Here is an 18,194-nt window from a genome sequence, read left to right on the forward strand (position 1 = left end):
CTAATCGCCTAAAATAGAAGGATCGACGCCCAATGAATCCGCGTCTATGTTTTCCGTATTTCCTTCGGCCGCTCCCGCTCCGCCGCCCGGAATTCCGAGATCGGATTCTCCGCCTGCCGGTTGTTCCGCCTTAATTCCGAATTCTTTTTCCATCTCCTCGGGAGAAAGCTCCGTGACGCCTCCGAAAAGATCTCCGCTTTCCAGACGACCGGCAAACGCGATCGCAAAACAGTATGCTTCCATGATACATTGTTTGATCGGTTTCTTATTCAGCCTTCTTCTCGATTCCATCAAATCGAATGTCATGAGCTCGTCCATATTGGTCACGATCTCTTTTTTCGATTTCATATCCGCGATCAGCTTTTCCAGAATTTCGGAAGTCTTTTCCACAAATTCCTTCACGGTCACGCGAACATTCCGGGACTGTTGGCTTCGTTTCGTTTCCAAAGAAGTCGTCTTTTTGGAAGCCTCGATGTAATTGGCTCCGGGATTTTTAAGATGGTTCTTTAGTTCTTTATAATATTGATCGTAGATTCGGAACTGCTCGATCGAAGCTCTCGTCGTTTCGTAAAGGTCGATCATCTTTTCGCGATAATCCACTTTGGAACCGTTCACGATCGTAGGTTTGATTTCGATCTTCTTCGTGGTCATTACGAAGGAATATTCCGAGTCGAACTCCTTGAAAAAAAGCCAAGTAAGAAAGGCCTTGTCCCCCGAAGGAATCATCTCGTATTCCCCTCTCGGATCGTGCTTTTTTCGAAGCTGATCGAGCGGAAGCATTCTCATCAGTTTCAAACCGTATTTGAGTTCCTTGCTGAGAGAATCCTCCGGATTGGTTTCTTCCTTTTTTTCTTCGACGGGAGCCTCCTCTTCGGGCGCCGCGCCTCCGGAGATTTCATCCAACTCCTCTCCCTGTTGTCTATGACCCGGTTTTTCCTCGGGAACGATTCCGAGAATCGCCTCCATCGTATTACTCAAAAGCGGGATATTCTTATTCTCGTTGCGGAGAACCACAAGGTAGAGTTTTTCAAAGAGAGTTCCGAACAGATAATCGAATTCCTGCAGCGCTCTTTTCTTCTTCGTATTATAAATGCTGGAAGGTTTTCCTTCGAGTTTTTCCAGGGCCGCGTATCCGAGGGTGATCGCCTTGACGTAACTTCCCTGAAACGGATAAACATAGTATAATTTTCTAAAAATCGAATATAACGGATCTTTAACTCTCGAAATCGACACGGGAAGATCGGGCGCCGCGTTATGCGGTTCCAGCACCTGGTTCACTTCTCCGTTATCGTAGATCTTGTGCATCCTCCCTAAAAGTTCGATGTAGAGAGGGTTTTGCGCGTCGAGTTCCTTCGCGATTTTTCCGGCATACGCGGGATTTCCGAGAATATCGTTTCCTACGAAGTTGAGTTCGAGAAGTGATTTTTTTCCGGAGAGATTGAACTCCGATAGAAAACCGGGAAGCAATTCGGAAGAGGAGAATCCGGTGACTCTTCCCAGCCAGCATTTAATCCGAACGGATAGACGGTTGATGAAATTGCCCATCTCGTCTTCGAGAGCCTTTCTATCCCTCGGACTCGGACCTTTGGGAGCGACCGAACCGCCGCCCTTTCCGCCGGAAGCGACGCCCCCGCGCGAAGACGCCCCGCTTCCGCCTCGGGATGTAGAATCTCGTCCTCCGGCTTGGCTTCTCTGACCTTGACGAATGTTGGGTTGATTTCTGGACGCGGCTTCTTCTTTCTTTTTATCCTTTTCGTTGACGACTTTCCCGCCAGCCGATTGGAATTTATCAAACATTTCTTTCCTGGCCTTATCATCCAGGTTGTTCACTCCGATGGAGCGTTTCGTCTTATCGAACTCAGCCATAATGCAACCCTTGCAATCCCGCGTCTCTGTTCAAATTTGCAGTTCTGAGAAATAAATCAAGAAAGATACTGATTCATTTTACTTCTTGACAGACCTTTCTTCCAGGTGTTTTTTCGATCTGATGATAATCCGCAGCGAGATACGGGAGAACCACATCGTTCTTAGCGTTCTTGAAGATATTCTTATGGATAATTCGCGGGATTTCTACTACGAATTCGAAGAATCCGTAAAAACCGGAAATCCGGAAATCATCAGTTTTTTTCTAGGAAAGGTCAAATTCATTGACTCTTCCGGAATCGGCATCATCATCAAAGTTAGAAATCAAATCCGCGAAAAAAACGGAACCGTCAATATTTTCGGCCTCAATAAATCCCTAAACTCGGTGTTTCGACTATCGGGACTGGATAAAATTGTGAACCTTTATACCAATGATGAGTTTCTAAACAAGTATCCGGTTTTTCAAGAGTTCGTAGATCAAAATTCCAAATGAAACTAACATTCAAATTTTTCAGTTTATTCCTCGTCTTTCTTTTCGTTCAGTGTTCCTGGGTCCAGGAGCGAAGCTTCTTCTTCTGGACCAGAAATCAAAACCTGCTCTACAATTCGGAAGAAGTCGCGTATTTTAAGATTAGTCCGTCCAAAGTGGATCAATTCGACGAATTTGTAGCTCCCGGCGCTTTCTCACATCCTACGCAGCTCACTCCCGAACAGTGGAAAGACTTGCTCGGAAATCTCAAATACGTCAAAAAATCCTCGCTCGGTTTTTTTACCGATCACGTTTTTTCGGATGGAGAGTTGGAAATCATTGCGAGAGATCTTCCCTACGTTCTCAAGTCTCTTCCCGAAAATAAGATTCTCGTTTTGATTACCAAATACGACGACATCCAATCCGTTATCTCCAACGAAGAACTGACTTCCGCGCTGATTTGGGGGGAGAAGGACAAGATCAATCTGGTTTTCGGCAAGATCAAACGCGAAATCGTAGATAAGGCCGTCGGGCTGGATTTTGCTCTTTGGACGGACATCAAACAGATTCACCTAACACACGTATCCGACGGAACGGAGATCGGCGACAACGGAACCGTGCAGTTCCAATTGGTACGCAATATTCCGAACCGTAAGTGGGTCGTCTTCGATACCGCGCATTTGGATCAGTACAAGTTCAAACCGAGAAAACGAAACGAGATCCGCAGACTCACGGACGAAAACGACCGTCCCGGCGGCTAATTTTTGTTAAGCGACTTCGTTTAAATGAATCGTTCGAACGAATTGTGTGACGATTGAACAAAACGAAGGAGTTCCCACAGTTTTCGAAGACTACGTCGTTTGCATTGTGAACAAAACGAAGGAGTTCCCACACGAAAATCGGGTCCGGGCACGAAGGCCGGATAAATTCCCCGGAGAGGGGGTAGCGAAAAACGCGAACGCGTTTGTAGCGAGGGGGAGCCTTCCCCCACCTTTTCAAATTTTATTGTGAAATCGGTCTTCCGACGAACCGACAAACTCAGCCTACAACAGTCTTACAACGACCGCAGAGATCCCCTTCTTTCGAAATGTCTTCCGTATGTCTCCAGCAACGAGGACATTCGCCTTGCGAAGGTTTTAAAACCTTCACGGAGAATTTTTCGTTCTCGTGTGCGGAAAGAATTTCCATTCCCGGATTCTTCTCATGAACTTGCGAAACGACAAAAAGAAGCTCCAAGGTTTCCTTCGGGAGAAGTTTTCCGATGTCGGTTCCGTTTTTGGAAACGATTTCCAAACCGGCCTCGAGTGATTTTCCGAGCTTGCCTTCCTGTCTCGCGATCTCCAGAGCTTTTTGAACGGCTTCTCTCGCGGAAAGCGCGGACTCGAACTTATCTTCGAGGGTTTGATTCTTCCAAGACTTCAAGTCGGGAAAGGTTTGCAGGAATACGGATTCCTTTTTCCCGTTGGAAGCCCACACCTCTTCGGCGGTAAAACTTAAGATCGGCGCCGTCAAAACGCATAAGGTTTCCAGAATATGCTGCAACGCGGTCGCGGAGGATCTTCTCGTTTTGGAATTCCTCGCGTCGCAATACATACGATCCCGGATCATATCGAAATAATCCTGGGACAAAGTCACGGTGCAAAAGAGAATCAGCTTTTGATAAATCTGATGGAACTGATACGTATCGTAACTTGCGATCGCCTCTTCCACAAACTGAGCGAGTTTGGAAAGATAGAATCGATCGATTTCTTCCAGTTCCTCGTACGGAAGATTTTGATCGGACGTATGTCCGTCCAAATTTCCGAGAAGATAACGGAACGTGTTCCGAATCTTGCGGTATTGTTCGGATACGATCTTTAAGGATTCCTTTCCTACCTTGATATCGTCTCGGAAATCCAAAGAGCTGACCCACAAACGGAGAATATCCGCTCCGTAAACTTGGATGATATCCGTCGTCGGATCGATTCCGTTTCCGAGAGATTTGGACATGGGATGTCCCTTCTCGTCCAAAACGTAACCGTGCGTTAATACGGCTTTGTAAGGAGGAATTCCTCGAAGAGCCATCGAAGGCCAAAGAGAGGACTGAAACCATCCCCTGTGCTGATCCGAACCTTCGAAATATAAGTCCGCGGGTGGTTGGCCGTCGCGCTCGCCTAACACGGCAAAGCTGGAAACACCGGAGTCGAACCAGACATCCAGAATATCGTTTCCTTTTTTAAACGAATCGCTTCCGCACTTTCCGCATTTGGTTCCGGGGGGAAGAAGATCCTTTGCCTGTTCGGAATACCAGATTTCGATTCCTTTCTCGCGGACCATTTTCGTGAAAAATTGAATCGACGCGTCGTCGATATGAGTTTGTCCGCAAGACTCGCAAGTGAACGCTGGAATCGGAACTCCCCAGTTTCGCTGGCGGGATAAACACCAATCCGGTCTTGCTTCCACCATCGAACGGATTCTAGTGATTCCCCAAGAAGGAATCCACTGCACCCCGTCGATCGCGGTCAAAGTTTTTTCGCGCAGTTCGTTGAAATCCATCTTAAAGAACCACTGCGGAGTCGCGCGGAAGATCAGAGGTTTTTTACTTCTCCAGCTATGCGGATACGAATGTTCGAACTCGCTGTAATGCAAAAGCAGACCCTTATCTCTGAGGAGCTGGACGATTTCAGGATTTGCGTCGAAGACTTTCTTTCCTTGCATCAAAGGAAATTCGTCCGTATATTTTCCGTAGTCGTCCACGGGCGAATACGGTTCCAACCCCGCCGCTAAGCCGACCTTATAGTCGTCTTGTCCATGCCCCGGAGCGGTGTGAACGCAACCCGTTCCGGCTTCCAGCGTCACGTGTTCCCCGAAAAGAGGAATCGATACGCGATCGATGAACGGATGTTGGAATTTAAGAGCGGCGAGTTCGTCCGATGTGATCGCCTTTATTTTGTTAAGCGACACACCGGTCGCGTTGGTTACGCTTTCAGCGAGACCGTCAGCGAGAATGAGTTCGTCGCCCGACTCCGTTTTAAAAATGGAATATTCAATTTTCTTGTTAAAGCAGATCGCAAGGTTGGCCGGAAGCGTCCACGGAGTCGTCGTCCAGATCAGACAAAAACGGTTCGCCGCTCCGATAACGGGAAACTTCACGTAGATCGAAGGGGAAACGTGAGGATAATACTCGATTTCCGCTTCGGCGTGTGCGGTAGCGAGATCGATCGACCAATATACGGGTTTTTTGCCGCGGTAAACGTAACCCTTTTGAAAAAGTTCCCCGAACACTTCCACGATTCGCGCCTCGAAATCGGGAGACATCGTTTTGTAGATTTTTCCCTCTTCCCAAAAACAAAGAAAACGGCTTAAATCCTCTCCCTGTTTTCCCACGAATTCTTCCGCATAATCTCTACAAAGTTTTCTGAGTTCCTCGGGTCCGGTTTCGCGAGCTTTTTTGCCGAGATTTTTTAAGACCTGAACCTCGATCGGAAGTCCGTGACAATCCCATCCCGGAATCATGTCCGCGTAAAAACCCGCGAGAGCCTTCGATTTAACGATCGTGTCTTTAACGATTTTGTTAAGCGAATGCCCCAGGTGGAAATTCCCGTTCGCATACGGCGGACCGTCGTGCAAAACGAACTCCTTTTTTCCTTTTCTTTGTTCCTTCATTTTCCGGAAAATCTGACCTTCTTTCCAGGACTTGATCTGCGCCGGTTCGCGTTTGGCGAGATCGGCCTTCATCGGGAAATCGGTCTTCGGGAGAAGAACTGTGGAGGAATAAGGGTTTTCTTTTTGGGTTTCGCTCATAGTCGTATCAATAATCGATTTTAGTGTTCGGAAGGATCGCCTGGAGTTTTTCGGCGTCCTCCCCTTTCAATGATGTTTTCTTAATATTCAATCTTTTTAAACGGGTTAAACTTTTGAGTTTTTGATAATTGGAAGGCAGGGCCGTAATTTTGGAATTCAGGTTGAGATCCAATTCCTCCAAGACGGAAAGCGAAGCGAGAATTTCAACGTCGGTTTCCGTCAGGGTGAGTTTATTTTGATCCACATAAAGCGTTTTGATCAAAGGAAGGAACAAAAGCTCCGAAGGAAGAATCGTCAGATCATTACTCCCCGCGAGCAGCACTTTCAAATTCTTTAATTTAGAAAAAGAGGAAGGGAAACCGCTCAGATCATTTCCAAAAACGTTCAGTTGTTCGAGCTTTGTGCAATCGCCGATGAAATCGGGAAGAGTCGTTAAGCTGTTCAGCCGAAGATCAAGGCGCGTCAGATTCGGATACGCACAGACTCCTTCGGGGATGGCGGACAACTTCTGCATTCCCAAATCCAAGATCTGCACAGATTCCGGTTTTGCTTTTGCCTCTTCTAAAATTTCCGCCGCGTTCTTCTTGCAAGCGGTAGCAAGGAGCGATACAAGTATCAGAGACCAGATCGCGATGAGTTTATTTCTAAAGGGAGAATTCATTTTTTCGTTTCCTTTATAAAGCAAAGACGTGTTCCAATCCCGTTTCATAAGGCTCGCTCAACGCGGACAAACTCAGCTTCACGCCCGCGTCTTTGATTTCCAAGGTTCCGTTTGAGGTCGTTTTTCCCACGGGATAAAACTTGAGTCCCTTCGCTTCGGTTTGTTTCCGGATTTCTTCTTTTGCCGAGGGTTCGAACCCGATCAATACGGCAGTGGAAGATTCGCCGAATAAGGTCAAGTCCAGACGATTCTGTTTGAAGGCCGTTAGGTCCGCTTCGACGCCAAACCCGGAAAAAAGTACGGTTTTGGAAAGCGCGATCGAGATTCCCCCGAGAGAAAGATCTTTTGCGGATTTCAGCATTCCTTTTTCGTTCAGAGAAAGAATCAGTTTACAAAGTTCTAATTCTTCTCGGATGTCGAGTTCGGGAATGTTTCCGTTCACCTGACCGTGAATCTTTTTCAGGTATTCGCTTCCGCCCAGAGAAGGACGGAAATTTCCGAGGACGGCGAGCGAAATTCCCGCAGCTTTAGGAAAGTTGGATAGAAGTTTCTTTTTATCCTGAAGAATTCCCACCATGCCGATCGTAGGAGTCGGGAAGATCGGACCTTCGGGAGATTCGTTGTAAAACGATACGTTCCCTCCGGTTACAGGAAGTTCGAGAAAACGGCATGCGTCGCCCATCCCGCGAATACATTCCGAAAACATATAATAGTTTTCCGGAATATAAGGATTTGCGAAATTCAAATTGTTCGTCACTCCGTACGGAGTCGCACCGGTCACGTAGACGTTACGCGCCGCTTCACAGACCGCGAACTCGGCTCCCTTATACGGATCGAGATAGGTATATCTGGAATTACAGTCGGTCGCCGTAGCAAGCGCCTTGTTCGTATCGGGAATGGAAGAAAGTCCTCCGTCCAATCCGGGTCCGATCAATTTCACTAAACCGACCTCGCTGTCGTATTGTTCCGTGATCGGCTTCCGGGAACATACGTTCCAAGAGGAAAGAATCTTAAGAAGAGTTTCGTTTGTGTTGTTCGGAGTTACGTCCGCGATTCCGTCCGGCTTCCAAGTTTTTACCGCATCGAGATAGGCGGGACGTTTGGTTTCCCGTTCGTAACGAGGGGCTCCTCCGCCTAACACGAGTGATTCGGCGGGGATCTTCGCTTTGAGCTTACCACCCATATGAATCTCGATCATCCCGTCTCCGGTGACTTCTCCGATTTTTACCGCGTTTAGATTCCATTTTTCGAATATAGCCACGAGTTCGGATTCTTTTCCTCGTTTCGGCACGACGAGCATCCTTTCTTGCGATTCGGAAAGCATCGCTTCATACGCGTTCATTCCCGTTTCACGGAACGGAACGAGATCTAGGTTGATCTTCATTCCGGTCTTTCCCTTTGCGCTCATCTCAGAAGTCGCGCAGGAAATTCCCGCAGCGCCCATGTCCTGAATTCCGACTAACAATCCTTTTTGAATCGCTTCGAGACTTGCTTCCATCAGAAGCTTTTCCATGAACGGGTCGCCTACCTGAACCGCCGAACGTTTGGATTCGGATTCTTTAGAAAGATCTTTCGAAGCGAAGGAAGCTCCGTGAATTCCGTCTCTTCCCGTCGTAGCTCCGACGATATAAACCGCGTTGCCGATTTGTCCGCCGGTTGTCGCGCTCGCCATCTGATCGTGACGAACAATTCCGACGGTCATTGCGTTCACGAGAGGGTTTTTAGAAAAACACTCGTCGATAAAAAGTTCTCCGCCGGAAACCGCAATCCCGAGCGAGTTGCCGTAATCGCCGATTCCTTTTACAGCGCGGGAAAGAAGATATTTGTTTCGCGGTTCGTCCGGATTTCCGAAACGAAGCGAGTTAAGAGATACGATCGGACGAGCGCCCATCGTAAAGATATCTCTCATAATTCCACCGACACCGGTCGCCGCGCCTTGATACGGTTCGACGGCGGTCGGGTGATTGTGACTTTCGATTTTGAATACGACAGCCAGTCCGTCGCCGATGTCCATCGCACCCGCGTTTTCTTCTCCCGCTTTTGCGAGCAGCTTGTCGGAGGACGTGGGTAATGTTTTTAACTTGAGAATCGAGTTTTTATAAGAACAATGTTCCGACCACATCGCGGAGAAAATTCCGAGTTCGGTCGAGTTCGGGATTCTACCACCCAGGATTTCCTGGATCTTTTGAAATTCTTCTGCTGTTAGCCCGTGTTCCAGGGCGTCTTGTAAGGAGACGGCGTCTTTTTCCATCGATTGTCAGTATTTTTTCCAAGTCGCCCTCTGAAAATCAAATATTCCCGGAAATTTTGTATGGGAGTTCTACGGTGTTCGCGCCGTTGATATTGGGGTTGGTAAGAGTTCCCGCAATTTTCCGAAAAGACATTCGATCCGCAGGAGTTCCCACAACCACCCGAAACACCGTTTTCCCAAAAGGAAAACGGCGAGAAAATTCAGATTACTGAACGGTCAAAGTGTACGCAAAATTTGTGGATTGAGGGGTCACACCTACGGTAACGGTTTTCCCCTGTTCGATCGTTTCCGTAATCGTATCGTTGCCAACGGCTTCAGCGGTTTTATAATTCTTTCCGATATTGATTCCCGGACAGGTTCCAATCCACGCCGCTAAATCGGAGTCCGCCGTTTGCGCGTTCAACTGAATCGAATACGACTTGGTGGACGGAGCGGTGAACTGAAAATACTGAGTGCAAATGTTGTTCGTCGAGTTGCAGGAACCATTCTTAACCTTAGCCTGATTTACGTTGATCGATTCCGCATTGAAGGAAGGGCATACAAAACCGGAAGTCATCTTCTGAATGCTGCTGATCGTGTTTGCCTGAGAGACTTGAAGCGTAAACCGGTTGTTGTTTCCGGTCACGTCCGAGTAGGAAAAATAAACCACGTCTCCCGCACTCAGCTTTCTGGTAAAATTCCGATCGTCATTTCCTCCCGACGAAGGGGAAAAGTAAGAAGTATCATTCACTGCGGGGCATCGATTCACCGAAATTGCGATGTCCACTTGACTCGTCAGATCGACCAGATCCACGGCAAAACGATAACTTCCATCACTCGGAGCGACGAATCGATAGTGACGGGTCGGATCTCCCGAGTTCATCGTAAGAACATCGGTCGAAACTCCCAAACTCAAGGTTCCGTCTGTTTGTGTGGAACAAGAATTTACGGAACCTACCGTATAAGCGTGGTTAGCCGTATAATTCCCCATTCCGCTTTTTAAGAATCCGACCCAAACGGTATCGTTTTGTCCCGCTTCGAAAGTGATCTCATCCGAACCCTGGTCCCCGTTGCCTCCGTTTACCGATGCGATAGTCGCCCCTTCCGTAAGAGGACAACGGTTTTTCCAAAGAAAGACATCGCCGTTAACCGCGGTAAGATTCCCGATCACGTTAGACGTAACCGTATAAGTTCCGCTCGCATCCATTAGAAATTCCTGAAAACCCCATTGATACCAGGAGTTGTGTCTGATCTTTCCGGCCGCCGTAAGTCCCAACGTACTCGTCGTCGAACCAGAAGAACCCGGGTTTGCCGTATAGCTTCCTTCGGAAAGATCGATCGAGGAAAAACCGCAAGCCGCTTTCGAAAAGCCGTTACTCGAGTTAATTCCATTCACGATCGCTGTCGTAACTAAAAGATTCATCAGAGGATTTTGTTGTTCCTCATCTTTTTTACAATTTACGGTTATGCTGATTAGCAAAATTGCCAACAGAATACGAATCATGTTGTCTCCTTGTTTGTTCGATTCATGCCGATCGAACAAACGCATAGAAGCAGACAGCGTGGAAAGAGAATTTTCTCAGCAATACGCCCCCACGTTATAACATGAATTCAATAATTAATTGATAACAGCAGGAGCATATTTCATGTAAAAACGTAGGTATTTCGTTTAACGAACACAAAACTATTTTTTGAAAAAATAAAATCACCAAGCGGCTTTGCGGCTTAGAATCGAACAAATCGATAAGAAAAAAAGAAAGTCAAATCTATAAAAATGGACAGGAAAACAAAAATGAGGAATTTAATTTCAAGTAGATTCGCTTAACAAGGAAAGAAATTTTTTCTTAAAAGGTGAAACGTCTTTCCTCGCTAAGCGTTAAGTTATCAGAGAAGCGAGACTCTACGTTCAGATCGAATAATAGTTTCTTCTATAATACAACAAAGGGCGACGATCGTCGTCCGATCCGGCCGAAATCACCCTGCCGATTACGATCGAATGATCCCCTCCGTCGACGAATTGATCCACTTCGCATTCGATATGAGAAAGCGTTCCCGGTAAAATCGGTAAGGATAATTCTCCCGTTTTGCAATCGAGTTCTTCAATCAGAGTGTGTTTATCCGTCTTTCCCGAAGCGAACTGATTGGAAAGGGAATCTTGACCTTGTGCAAGAATGTTCACGACGAATTTTCCCGAACTGCGGATCGGATCGTGGCTTGAAATATTCTTCTGAAGACAAAAAAGAATCAAAGGAGGACTTAAGGAAAGGGAACTAAAACTGCTAACGGTCAAACCGCCGTGTTTGCCGAGATGAGAATACGTTATGACCGTTACGCCCGACGGGAAATGAGAAAGCGCATTCTTAAAAACTTCGTCCGTGATTTTCATGAAGCCGATCTTAAAATCCGAAGCCCCGATGTCAACCGATCGAAACGACTCGGATCGATCGAATAACCTTCAAGCCTACCTTAAGTCTTTCGACTCCAATGAGCCGAACGACACAAAGCAATTGACTTTTTCGATTGAACAAGGATACTCAAAGGGAACGTTATGAATCGAATTCTACGCAGATCTTCCGCAATTCTATGTATGCCTTTGTTCCTTTCCTGTCTTTGGTTGATACGACCTTCGGGAAATTTTGAAGAATACGATCCTCCGGAAAAACCGGACTATTCTCTTCTTTCTTCGTGGGCTGCGCTTCCGCAAACGGACGACGACGCGGATCGCGTTCCGTCCGAATCGGACCTCAAGAACGAACAGAGCACGGCTCTTGTCGACGTCTTCTTCGTCCACCCCACTACGTTCTACGGAAGAGAATGGAACGCGAAATTAGGGAATGAAAGAGTCAATCGAAGAACGGACGAGGGAACGATTCAAAAACAGGCGAGCGTATTCAATTGCTGCGCAAAGATCTACGCACCCCGATACAGACAGGCCACCTTGTATTCCTTTCTCGATCCGGACAACGGAAAACGTTCTTTAGAATTAGCATATCAAGATATTCTCACATCCTTCGATTATTATCTGAAACAATGGAACGGAGGAAGACCCTTCATCATCGCGTCTCACAGCCAAGGTACGCACCACGCGATCCGGCTTTTAAAGGATAGAATCGACGGCAACGCCCTTTCGCAAAAATTCGTGGCCGCCTATTTGATCGGAGGCGCCGTTCCGATCGATTCGTATCGAACCATACCGACTTGCAAAACCTCCTCGCAGACCGGTTGTTTTGTCAGTTGGAGAACCTTCGGCGAAAAAGCGGAAATTCCGAAACTTCCGCACGATCCGAAAGTGGAAACCGTCTGCATCAATCCGATCAGTTGGAAAGAAGACGAAGTTCTCGTCGAAGCGGCCCAACATCCGGGAGGAGTCAACGCGGAATTTAAAACGATCGAACGTCAACTTTGTAGCACTCGGTGTTTAAAAGGAATTTTACGAATTTCTAAACCGAATGCGCCCGGTTTTTCAAGATGGATCGGTGAAAACTATCATATCTTCGACTACGGAATTTTTTATCAGAGCATTCGAGACAACGTTTCAAAACGAATCCAAACGTTTCTGGAGGAAAAGAAGAATTGAACTCGATCGAAACTCTCTGGACATTTCCGATCTTTCCCGAAAGTTAGATCGCAAAAGGAGAATCCGATGACTTCCCGAGAACTGGAAGCGAGAACCCAGGAATTTAAAAAGATCGTTCCCACGGAAATTACCGTTACGAGATGGGAACATTCGTTGCGTGTCGCGGAAATAGCGAAAGAACTCGCACTCATCCATTCCAAGGATGAAGCCGAACTTGCGTATCTGGCGGGAATCGTTCACGACATTACGAAACAGAAGACCCCAGAGTTTCATCTAACGTTGTTTAAGGAGGTAGGACAGGAAGAATTGGAAAAACTTCCTTCCGCAGCTTGGCACGCCTATTCCGCTTCCATCTATCTCAAATCGCAATACGATCTCAAACACGAAGGAGTTTTATCCGCCGTGCGCAATCATACTTTGGGAGCGGAAACTCCCGGCCCTCTCGATCTAATCTTGTACGCCGCCGACTTTTTAGGCTCGGATTATGCGGAAAAAAATCCCCTCTATCCCGATTGGAGAGAACAAGCCCGGAAAAATTTATATTTGGGCGTCTTGTGTAAGGCGAAGAATACTATGGAGGATTTGATCGCCTCTCAAAAAACGATTCATCCGAGAACCGTATTCACCTATAACCTCGCCGTTTCCAAATGTTCGTAGTGGAATTTTTGAGCGCATTTTTCGAAAACGATCGGTAGTTCGGGATTTTTCCGCAGGGTTCTCGTACGATCGTTCTTCGATTGTAATAATTTCAACGTAAACTCGCGAAAGAATATTCGAATCATTGAAACCTTCGCTTGTAATTATGAAATTCGACTTCAAATTTTATACCTTACCGCTCTTTAACAATCCGTTTTACGCAAGCGCTTCCGAACGATAATCGGTTATGATTCGTCTAATTCACGTTTGTCGATCGATCCGCGACGTAACCGACCGCAGACGGAATGATCACCATCGTCAAATAACCGAGACCGATTTTAATGAAATAATCGCTCACACTCATCTTCGACATAGGAATCAGAATCAGGAAATCAAGACCCCAGTTGATCGCAAGCCATATCAAACCGGTCGTCAAAAGAATCGAAAATTTCTTTCCCGTAATTTTCAAAGCAAGAGCGGCGATCAAAATACAACCCGTGAGATTTCCCACGAGGATCATCACCGACTTAAACAAAAAAATATCGGTCAGTAGCTGTCCGTCGGGCGTATGGAACGGAATCGCGACCATAAACGGGATCAGCCAAACTAAAAAACCGTATGCAAAAATTCGAATTAAATATTGTTTCACCGTGGATCTCCTATATATGCGTAAGAATTACGGCACCGTATCGTCCGTAATAAAAGTCTTCAATCTCGAATTTGAAAAAGAAAACCGATCGAATTAAAAATTCACCGGTTTTTTCAATTCCAAATCGCCGTTTTCCCCGTCCTGAGGAACGATTTCCTGATCCGCTTTGTAAGCGCTGAGCAAAGAAGAAGGGAACAGCAGTCTGGAAATCATACTGAGCGTTCCGATGCTCACCTGCATTTCGTTCGAGTCGAGTTCGCTTAACAATTTAGTTTTCATATATCTTCTCCGAATTTCTCCTTAAAATATCTGCCCCAGTGCGGTCTTGTGCCGTCCTTGTCCTCGAAATCGTATTCATCCGAAAGTCGCCAAGAGCTCGTAGCCGTTCCCGTTTTGGAAAACACGTTCTCGTCCGCGGCCAAACACGCGACCGCTCGGCCGATGTAAGCGGGAGTTTCCGAAGCGATAAAATGCGGCTCTTTTAGAACGGCGTCCCTCCAATTCGATTCTCCGACCCCGAAATAATCGAGCATCGCCTCCGATCTCAAAAAACCGGGAGTGATCGCGACGACGGCGATTCCGTGCGGCTTTAATTCCTCCGAAAGGGAACGAGCAAGATTGATTACGGAAGACTTAACCAAAGTATAATATACGTTCCCTCGATACCGATAATCCGTTCCGTCCGTGATCTCGACCACGAGACCGGAAGCGTTTCGAATCATCAGAGGAGCCGCGAAATAATTGGTGATCAGATGGGAATCTATACAAGTCCGTTGCACCTTTAGACCGTTCTCCAGAGAATGTTCCCAAAATTTTTTCTCCCATTGAATGTAAGGATCGCCGCCCCAAACGTCGTTGATAAGAATGTCGAGCTTCCCTTGTTCCCGATCGATTTTTTCGATCAGTGATTTTACTTCCTCGGGTTTCGTATGATCCGTGCGCACCCAGATCGCCTTTCCTCCCGAGCCGTTGATTTGCTCCGCTGTTTCTTCGATCGTTTCCTTTCGATTCATCTCGGAACGATTTCCTCGAACGCTTCGACCCGTGACGTAAACGGTCGCACCCGCTTCTCCCAATGCGATCGCGATTCCGCGACCCGCGCCTCTTGTGGCTCCGGCGACAAGCGCGACCTTGCCTTCCAAACTTTTCGGTTTCATGAGCCTATCTTAACACGGGCAATTTGACAAACTCTGTCATATATTCCGAAGGATCTTTTTTCCATCCGAAAAAAATCGGTTTCGGTTACGATCCGAAGAATTATATATGTCATTTGTTGTCATGTATCCGGAATAAGATTGAAATATGCGCGCCGACCGATTGCTCTCCATTCTTCTCCAACTCCAAGCCAAAGGGAGAATTTCATCCCGTGACTTAGCGAAAAAATTGGAAGTTTCGGAAAGAACGATACACAGGGACATGGAAGCGTTGAGCGCCTCGGGCGTTCCCGTTTTTGCGGAACGCGGTTCCAAAGGCGGTTGGGAATTGTCCGAAGGATATAGAACCAATCTGACCGGAATGAAAAAGGAAGAAATCTTTTCGATGATTTTGACGAGCTCCACACGCATCGCTTCGGATCTCGGGAAGAAAAAAGATTTTGACTCCGCCTTCATGAAATTCATGGCTTCGCTTCCCCCCGCGTATCAAAAGGAAGCGGAGATGGTTCGACAAAGAATTCACATCGACGGTGCGGGCTGGGGCTGCGCCGAAGAAGAGTTTCCGTTTTTGCCTTTGATTCAAGAAGCGGTCTGGCAGGAAAAGAAAGTGATTCTCCGGTATCGATCGGACGAGGAATCCAAAAAGAGAATCATTCTTCCTTTGGGACTTGTGGCAAAAGGAAAAACCTGGTATCTCGCCGCAAAATACGGAAAAGAATTCAGGACGTTCCGCATTTCCAGAATTTTGGAAGCGAAACTCGGGGATTCCTTCGAACGACCGAAAAAATTCGATCTCGAAAAATACTGGCAGGAAAGCACACGCAACTTCTTTTCCAAACTTCCCACCTACCCGATCCGGCTCAAAGTACGAACGGATCGATTCGAATTTTTCAGAATGATTTCGTACGGTAGAATATTAGAATATTCAACTATAAACAAGGATTGGATCGAAGTGAAGGCCGATCTCGAAACCAAGGAACTCGCGCTTCATCATATCCTCGGCCTGGGAGATTCCGCGATTCTGATCGAACCGAAAGAACTCAAAAAGGAAATTCTTTCCCAAGCCGAAAAATTGTCGATGGCTTATTCGACCTGATACACGCCCACCAAATTTTCCTTACCTTTCACGGAGACTTTTCCCAATTCCTTAAAGGCGTATTTAACACGATTTCTAATCTTACGGAAACTATCGTCCGAAAGAAGAATGTCGACTCCGTATTTTTTCGTAAGGCCTTCGATCCGGGAGGCGAGATTGACCGCGTCCGAAATCACCGTTCCGTCCATTCGTTCCGCTTCTCCGATCGTACCCAACATCAAAACTCCCGTATGTATTCCGATTCCGATTCGAATGGGTTCGTAATTTCTTTCCAATCGGCTCTGATTGTGACGATCCAATTCCTGCTTCATTTCGAGCGCGGCTTCGAGAGCGTTGTCCGGCGAATCCGGAAAAAGCGCCATGATCCCGTCTCCGAGATATTTATCCACAAAACCGCCGTGTTTGCGGATGATGGGCCCCATTCTTCCCATATACGAATTCAAGAAATCGAAGTTATCCTTCGGAGTCATTTTTTCGGAAAGTTCCGTAAAGGAACGGATGTCCGAAAAAAGAATCGTCATCTCCCTTTGCGTTTGATCACCTAATTCAATTTCCGTAATATTCTTTTTTCCTAAAAAATTCAGAAATTCCAAAGGAACAAAACGGCTATAGGACCGGTTCGTCGCCTTCAAGTCGGCAGAAAGATTCTCGATCGATACGAAGGCCGCGGAAAACTTCAGAGAAAGCATGTAGGATTGCGCAAAGATAAACGTGAACAATCCGAGAGGAAGATAATATCCCGTGCTGACCATCGTTTGACTCTGAAGAATGTCGTTGACGGCGGCCGCAATCAATGCGAGCGCTCCCAAACTCGCTATGATCGCTCCGTCCCTCTTTCGATAGATGAATCTTCCGAGCCAAAAGAAAAAAAGCAGCGTATAAACCAGAAGAACGAGTTGATAAGGAATGAGAGTGAGCGCGAAAATCTTGGTCGGAAAGAAAAGAATTACGAGCGAAAATACGCCGACTACGGCCGCGCTGATCTTCCAAACGATCGGACTCATGTCTTCCGGAAAAATCGTATCCATATATTTCTGAAAGATCGGCCAAGCCAGATAAAAGGAAAGATATTCCACCTTGCTTCCCAACTCCCAGGGAATCTCCGGAAACTTTTGAAGAATGAATCGTTCACCTGTCATCAGCAAACGGATCACGATTACGAAACAAAAAAGTCCGAAGTATAAACTCGATTTGTCTTTTCTTCTCAAAGAAAATAAACCGAAATGATAAAGGGCCATGATCGCAATGCTTCCGAACAGGAACATTTCGGTGGTCCATCGGTCCTCTCTGTAACCGGAAATATCTTTTTTACTTCCGAGTCGGATCGTTTCCCAAATTCCGCCCTTAAAGTGATGAAAGTTCGACACTTCCACTTGAATCAGAATTTCCTTTCCGCCCGGCTTAAACTCCGCATAACGTGGAAGATACTGAGGTCTGGACGTGTTTTCGTCCGTTCCGACGACCCCGCTTCGAATCAGCTTTACGCCGTCCACCCAAAGCGCCCCCGCAGTGCCGACATCCTGAAATCGGATCGAAAGAGGATTTTGATCTTCGCTTAACAAAACTTTCAAAGTGAAAGTGCCGTATCCGTAGACCGATAAGGAATTCGTATCCGGAATCTCCGAATACGAGTTCCAGTTATCCGGAACGGATACGAAGTACGATTTCGAATCGGTCGACTTCGATTCCGGTTTGGAAAGACTTAGCTCCTTCCAGACAAAGGACCATTCGCCGTCCAATTTAACGATTCCGTCCGTATCGAAATTCCATTCTCGCAAATCCAAAACGCCTTTCTCCGCGTGAGGTGCAAGTTTTGTGGAAATCGGATTGGGACAACGAACGAAGAAAATCGAAAAAAAAAGAATTCCCAACGCGAATAAGAACGGAAATTTCTGCTTCATATCTTGCCTTATATCCGCCGATCGAAGACGGCAGCGACGGAAAAGAACGTATCCTCGTTCGACGGAAAAAAATTTCAAGATATATCCTACGGTTTTCGATCCGATTTCGCTTTAAATTTCCGTAATTTATTCGGAACAAAGGGAAAGGCTTGTATTTTTACGAAAATACTGTATT

General features: G+C 46.6%; 15 protein-coding genes. 5 read left to right on the forward strand and 10 right to left on the reverse strand.

Annotated features, from left to right (window positions below; translation table 11 throughout):
- Positions 1-1,866 carry a hypothetical protein gene (locus tag LFX25_RS13355; RefSeq protein WP_238730676.1) on the reverse strand — a complete coding sequence of 622 codons (1,866 nt, stop codon included), beginning with the start codon at positions 1,864-1,866 and terminating at the stop codon, positions 1-3.
- A gap of 121 nt (positions 1,867-1,987) precedes the next feature.
- Between LFX25_RS13355 and LFX25_RS13360 the strand changes: the two genes are divergently transcribed.
- Together LFX25_RS13360 and LFX25_RS13365 are read left to right on the forward strand one after the other, a co-directional pair.
- A complete protein-coding gene (locus tag LFX25_RS13360; protein WP_118956313.1) occupies positions 1,988-2,356 on the forward strand; it encodes an STAS domain-containing protein in 369 nt (122 codons plus the stop codon).
- On the forward strand, positions 2,353-3,093 hold the full coding sequence (locus LFX25_RS13365; protein WP_238730677.1) for an LA_1326/LA_4305 family lipoprotein: 741 nt from the start codon (positions 2,353-2,355) through the stop codon (positions 3,091-3,093). The genes LFX25_RS13360 and LFX25_RS13365 overlap by 4 nt, the downstream gene beginning before the upstream one ends.
- Positions 3,094-3,370: 277 nt before the next feature.
- Here the strand turns inward: LFX25_RS13365 and ileS are convergent, their stop codons facing one another.
- The 5 genes from ileS to LFX25_RS13390 all read right to left on the reverse strand — a co-directional run bounded on the left by ileS (position 3,371) and on the right by LFX25_RS13390 (position 11,392).
- Positions 3,371-6,115: an isoleucine--tRNA ligase gene (ileS, locus tag LFX25_RS13370; RefSeq protein ID WP_238730678.1), complete on the reverse strand. Its 2,745-nt coding sequence runs from the start codon at positions 6,113-6,115 to the stop codon at positions 3,371-3,373.
- A gap of 7 nt (positions 6,116-6,122) precedes the next feature.
- Positions 6,123-6,776: a leucine-rich repeat domain-containing protein gene (locus LFX25_RS13375; RefSeq protein WP_238730679.1), complete on the reverse strand. Its 654-nt coding sequence runs from the start codon at positions 6,774-6,776 to the stop codon at positions 6,123-6,125.
- Between the two features lie 13 nt (positions 6,777-6,789).
- Entirely contained in the window at positions 6,790-9,027 is a 2,238-nt protein-coding gene (purL, locus tag LFX25_RS13380; protein ID WP_238730680.1) for a phosphoribosylformylglycinamidine synthase subunit PurL, read from the reverse strand.
- A 205-nt stretch (positions 9,028-9,232) separates the two neighbouring features.
- Positions 9,233-10,510, reverse strand: a complete 1,278-nt coding sequence (locus tag LFX25_RS13385) for a hypothetical protein (RefSeq protein ID WP_238730681.1) — start codon at positions 10,508-10,510, stop codon at positions 9,233-9,235.
- 402 nt (positions 10,511-10,912) lie between these two features.
- Positions 10,913-11,392 (reverse strand): flavin reductase family protein, encoded by a 480-nt coding sequence (locus tag LFX25_RS13390; protein WP_238730682.1) that lies wholly within the window; start codon positions 11,390-11,392, stop codon positions 10,913-10,915.
- A 162-nt stretch (positions 11,393-11,554) separates the two neighbouring features.
- Here LFX25_RS13390 and LFX25_RS13395 point away from each other — a divergent pair, with 162 nt between their 5' ends.
- Both LFX25_RS13395 and yqeK read left to right on the forward strand, forming a co-directional pair.
- Positions 11,555-12,583: a DUF3089 domain-containing protein gene (locus LFX25_RS13395; protein WP_238730683.1), complete on the forward strand. Its 1,029-nt coding sequence runs from the start codon at positions 11,555-11,557 to the stop codon at positions 12,581-12,583.
- A 66-nt stretch (positions 12,584-12,649) separates the two neighbouring features.
- Positions 12,650-13,240 (forward strand): bis(5'-nucleosyl)-tetraphosphatase (symmetrical) YqeK, encoded by a 591-nt coding sequence (gene yqeK, locus LFX25_RS13400; RefSeq protein ID WP_238730684.1) that lies wholly within the window; start codon positions 12,650-12,652, stop codon positions 13,238-13,240.
- Positions 13,241-13,475: 235 nt separating this feature from the next.
- Here yqeK and LFX25_RS13405 read toward each other — a convergent pair whose 3' ends face one another.
- The 3 genes from LFX25_RS13405 to LFX25_RS13415 form a co-directional block, all read right to left on the reverse strand.
- A complete protein-coding gene (locus LFX25_RS13405) occupies positions 13,476-13,868 on the reverse strand; it encodes a hypothetical protein (protein ID WP_238730685.1) in 393 nt (130 codons plus the stop codon).
- Between the two features lie 93 nt (positions 13,869-13,961).
- A complete protein-coding gene (locus LFX25_RS13410) occupies positions 13,962-14,147 on the reverse strand; it encodes a hypothetical protein (RefSeq protein WP_238730686.1) in 186 nt (61 codons plus the stop codon).
- Positions 14,144-15,025, reverse strand: a complete 882-nt coding sequence (locus tag LFX25_RS13415) for an SDR family oxidoreductase (RefSeq protein ID WP_238730687.1) — start codon at positions 15,023-15,025, stop codon at positions 14,144-14,146. Before LFX25_RS13415 ends, LFX25_RS13410 begins: the two co-directional genes overlap by 4 nt.
- Positions 15,026-15,170: 145 nt before the next feature.
- On the opposite strand from LFX25_RS13415, the gene LFX25_RS13420 reads away from it, so the two are divergent.
- Positions 15,171-16,118, forward strand: coding sequence for a helix-turn-helix transcriptional regulator (locus LFX25_RS13420; RefSeq protein ID WP_238730688.1), 948 nt, complete (start codon positions 15,171-15,173; stop codon positions 16,116-16,118).
- Here LFX25_RS13420 and LFX25_RS13425 read toward each other — a convergent pair.
- Complete coding sequence (locus tag LFX25_RS13425; protein ID WP_238730689.1) at positions 16,106-18,019, reverse strand: 7TM diverse intracellular signaling domain-containing protein; 1,914 nt, start codon at positions 18,017-18,019, stop codon at positions 16,106-16,108. The two genes, LFX25_RS13420 and LFX25_RS13425, sit on opposite strands and share 13 nt — an antisense overlap.
- Positions 18,020-18,194: the final 175 nt, after the last annotated feature.

Origin of the sequence: Leptospira sanjuanensis (assembly GCF_022267325.1) — a bacterium.
GTDB lineage: Bacteria > Spirochaetota > Leptospiria > Leptospirales > Leptospiraceae > Leptospira > Leptospira sanjuanensis.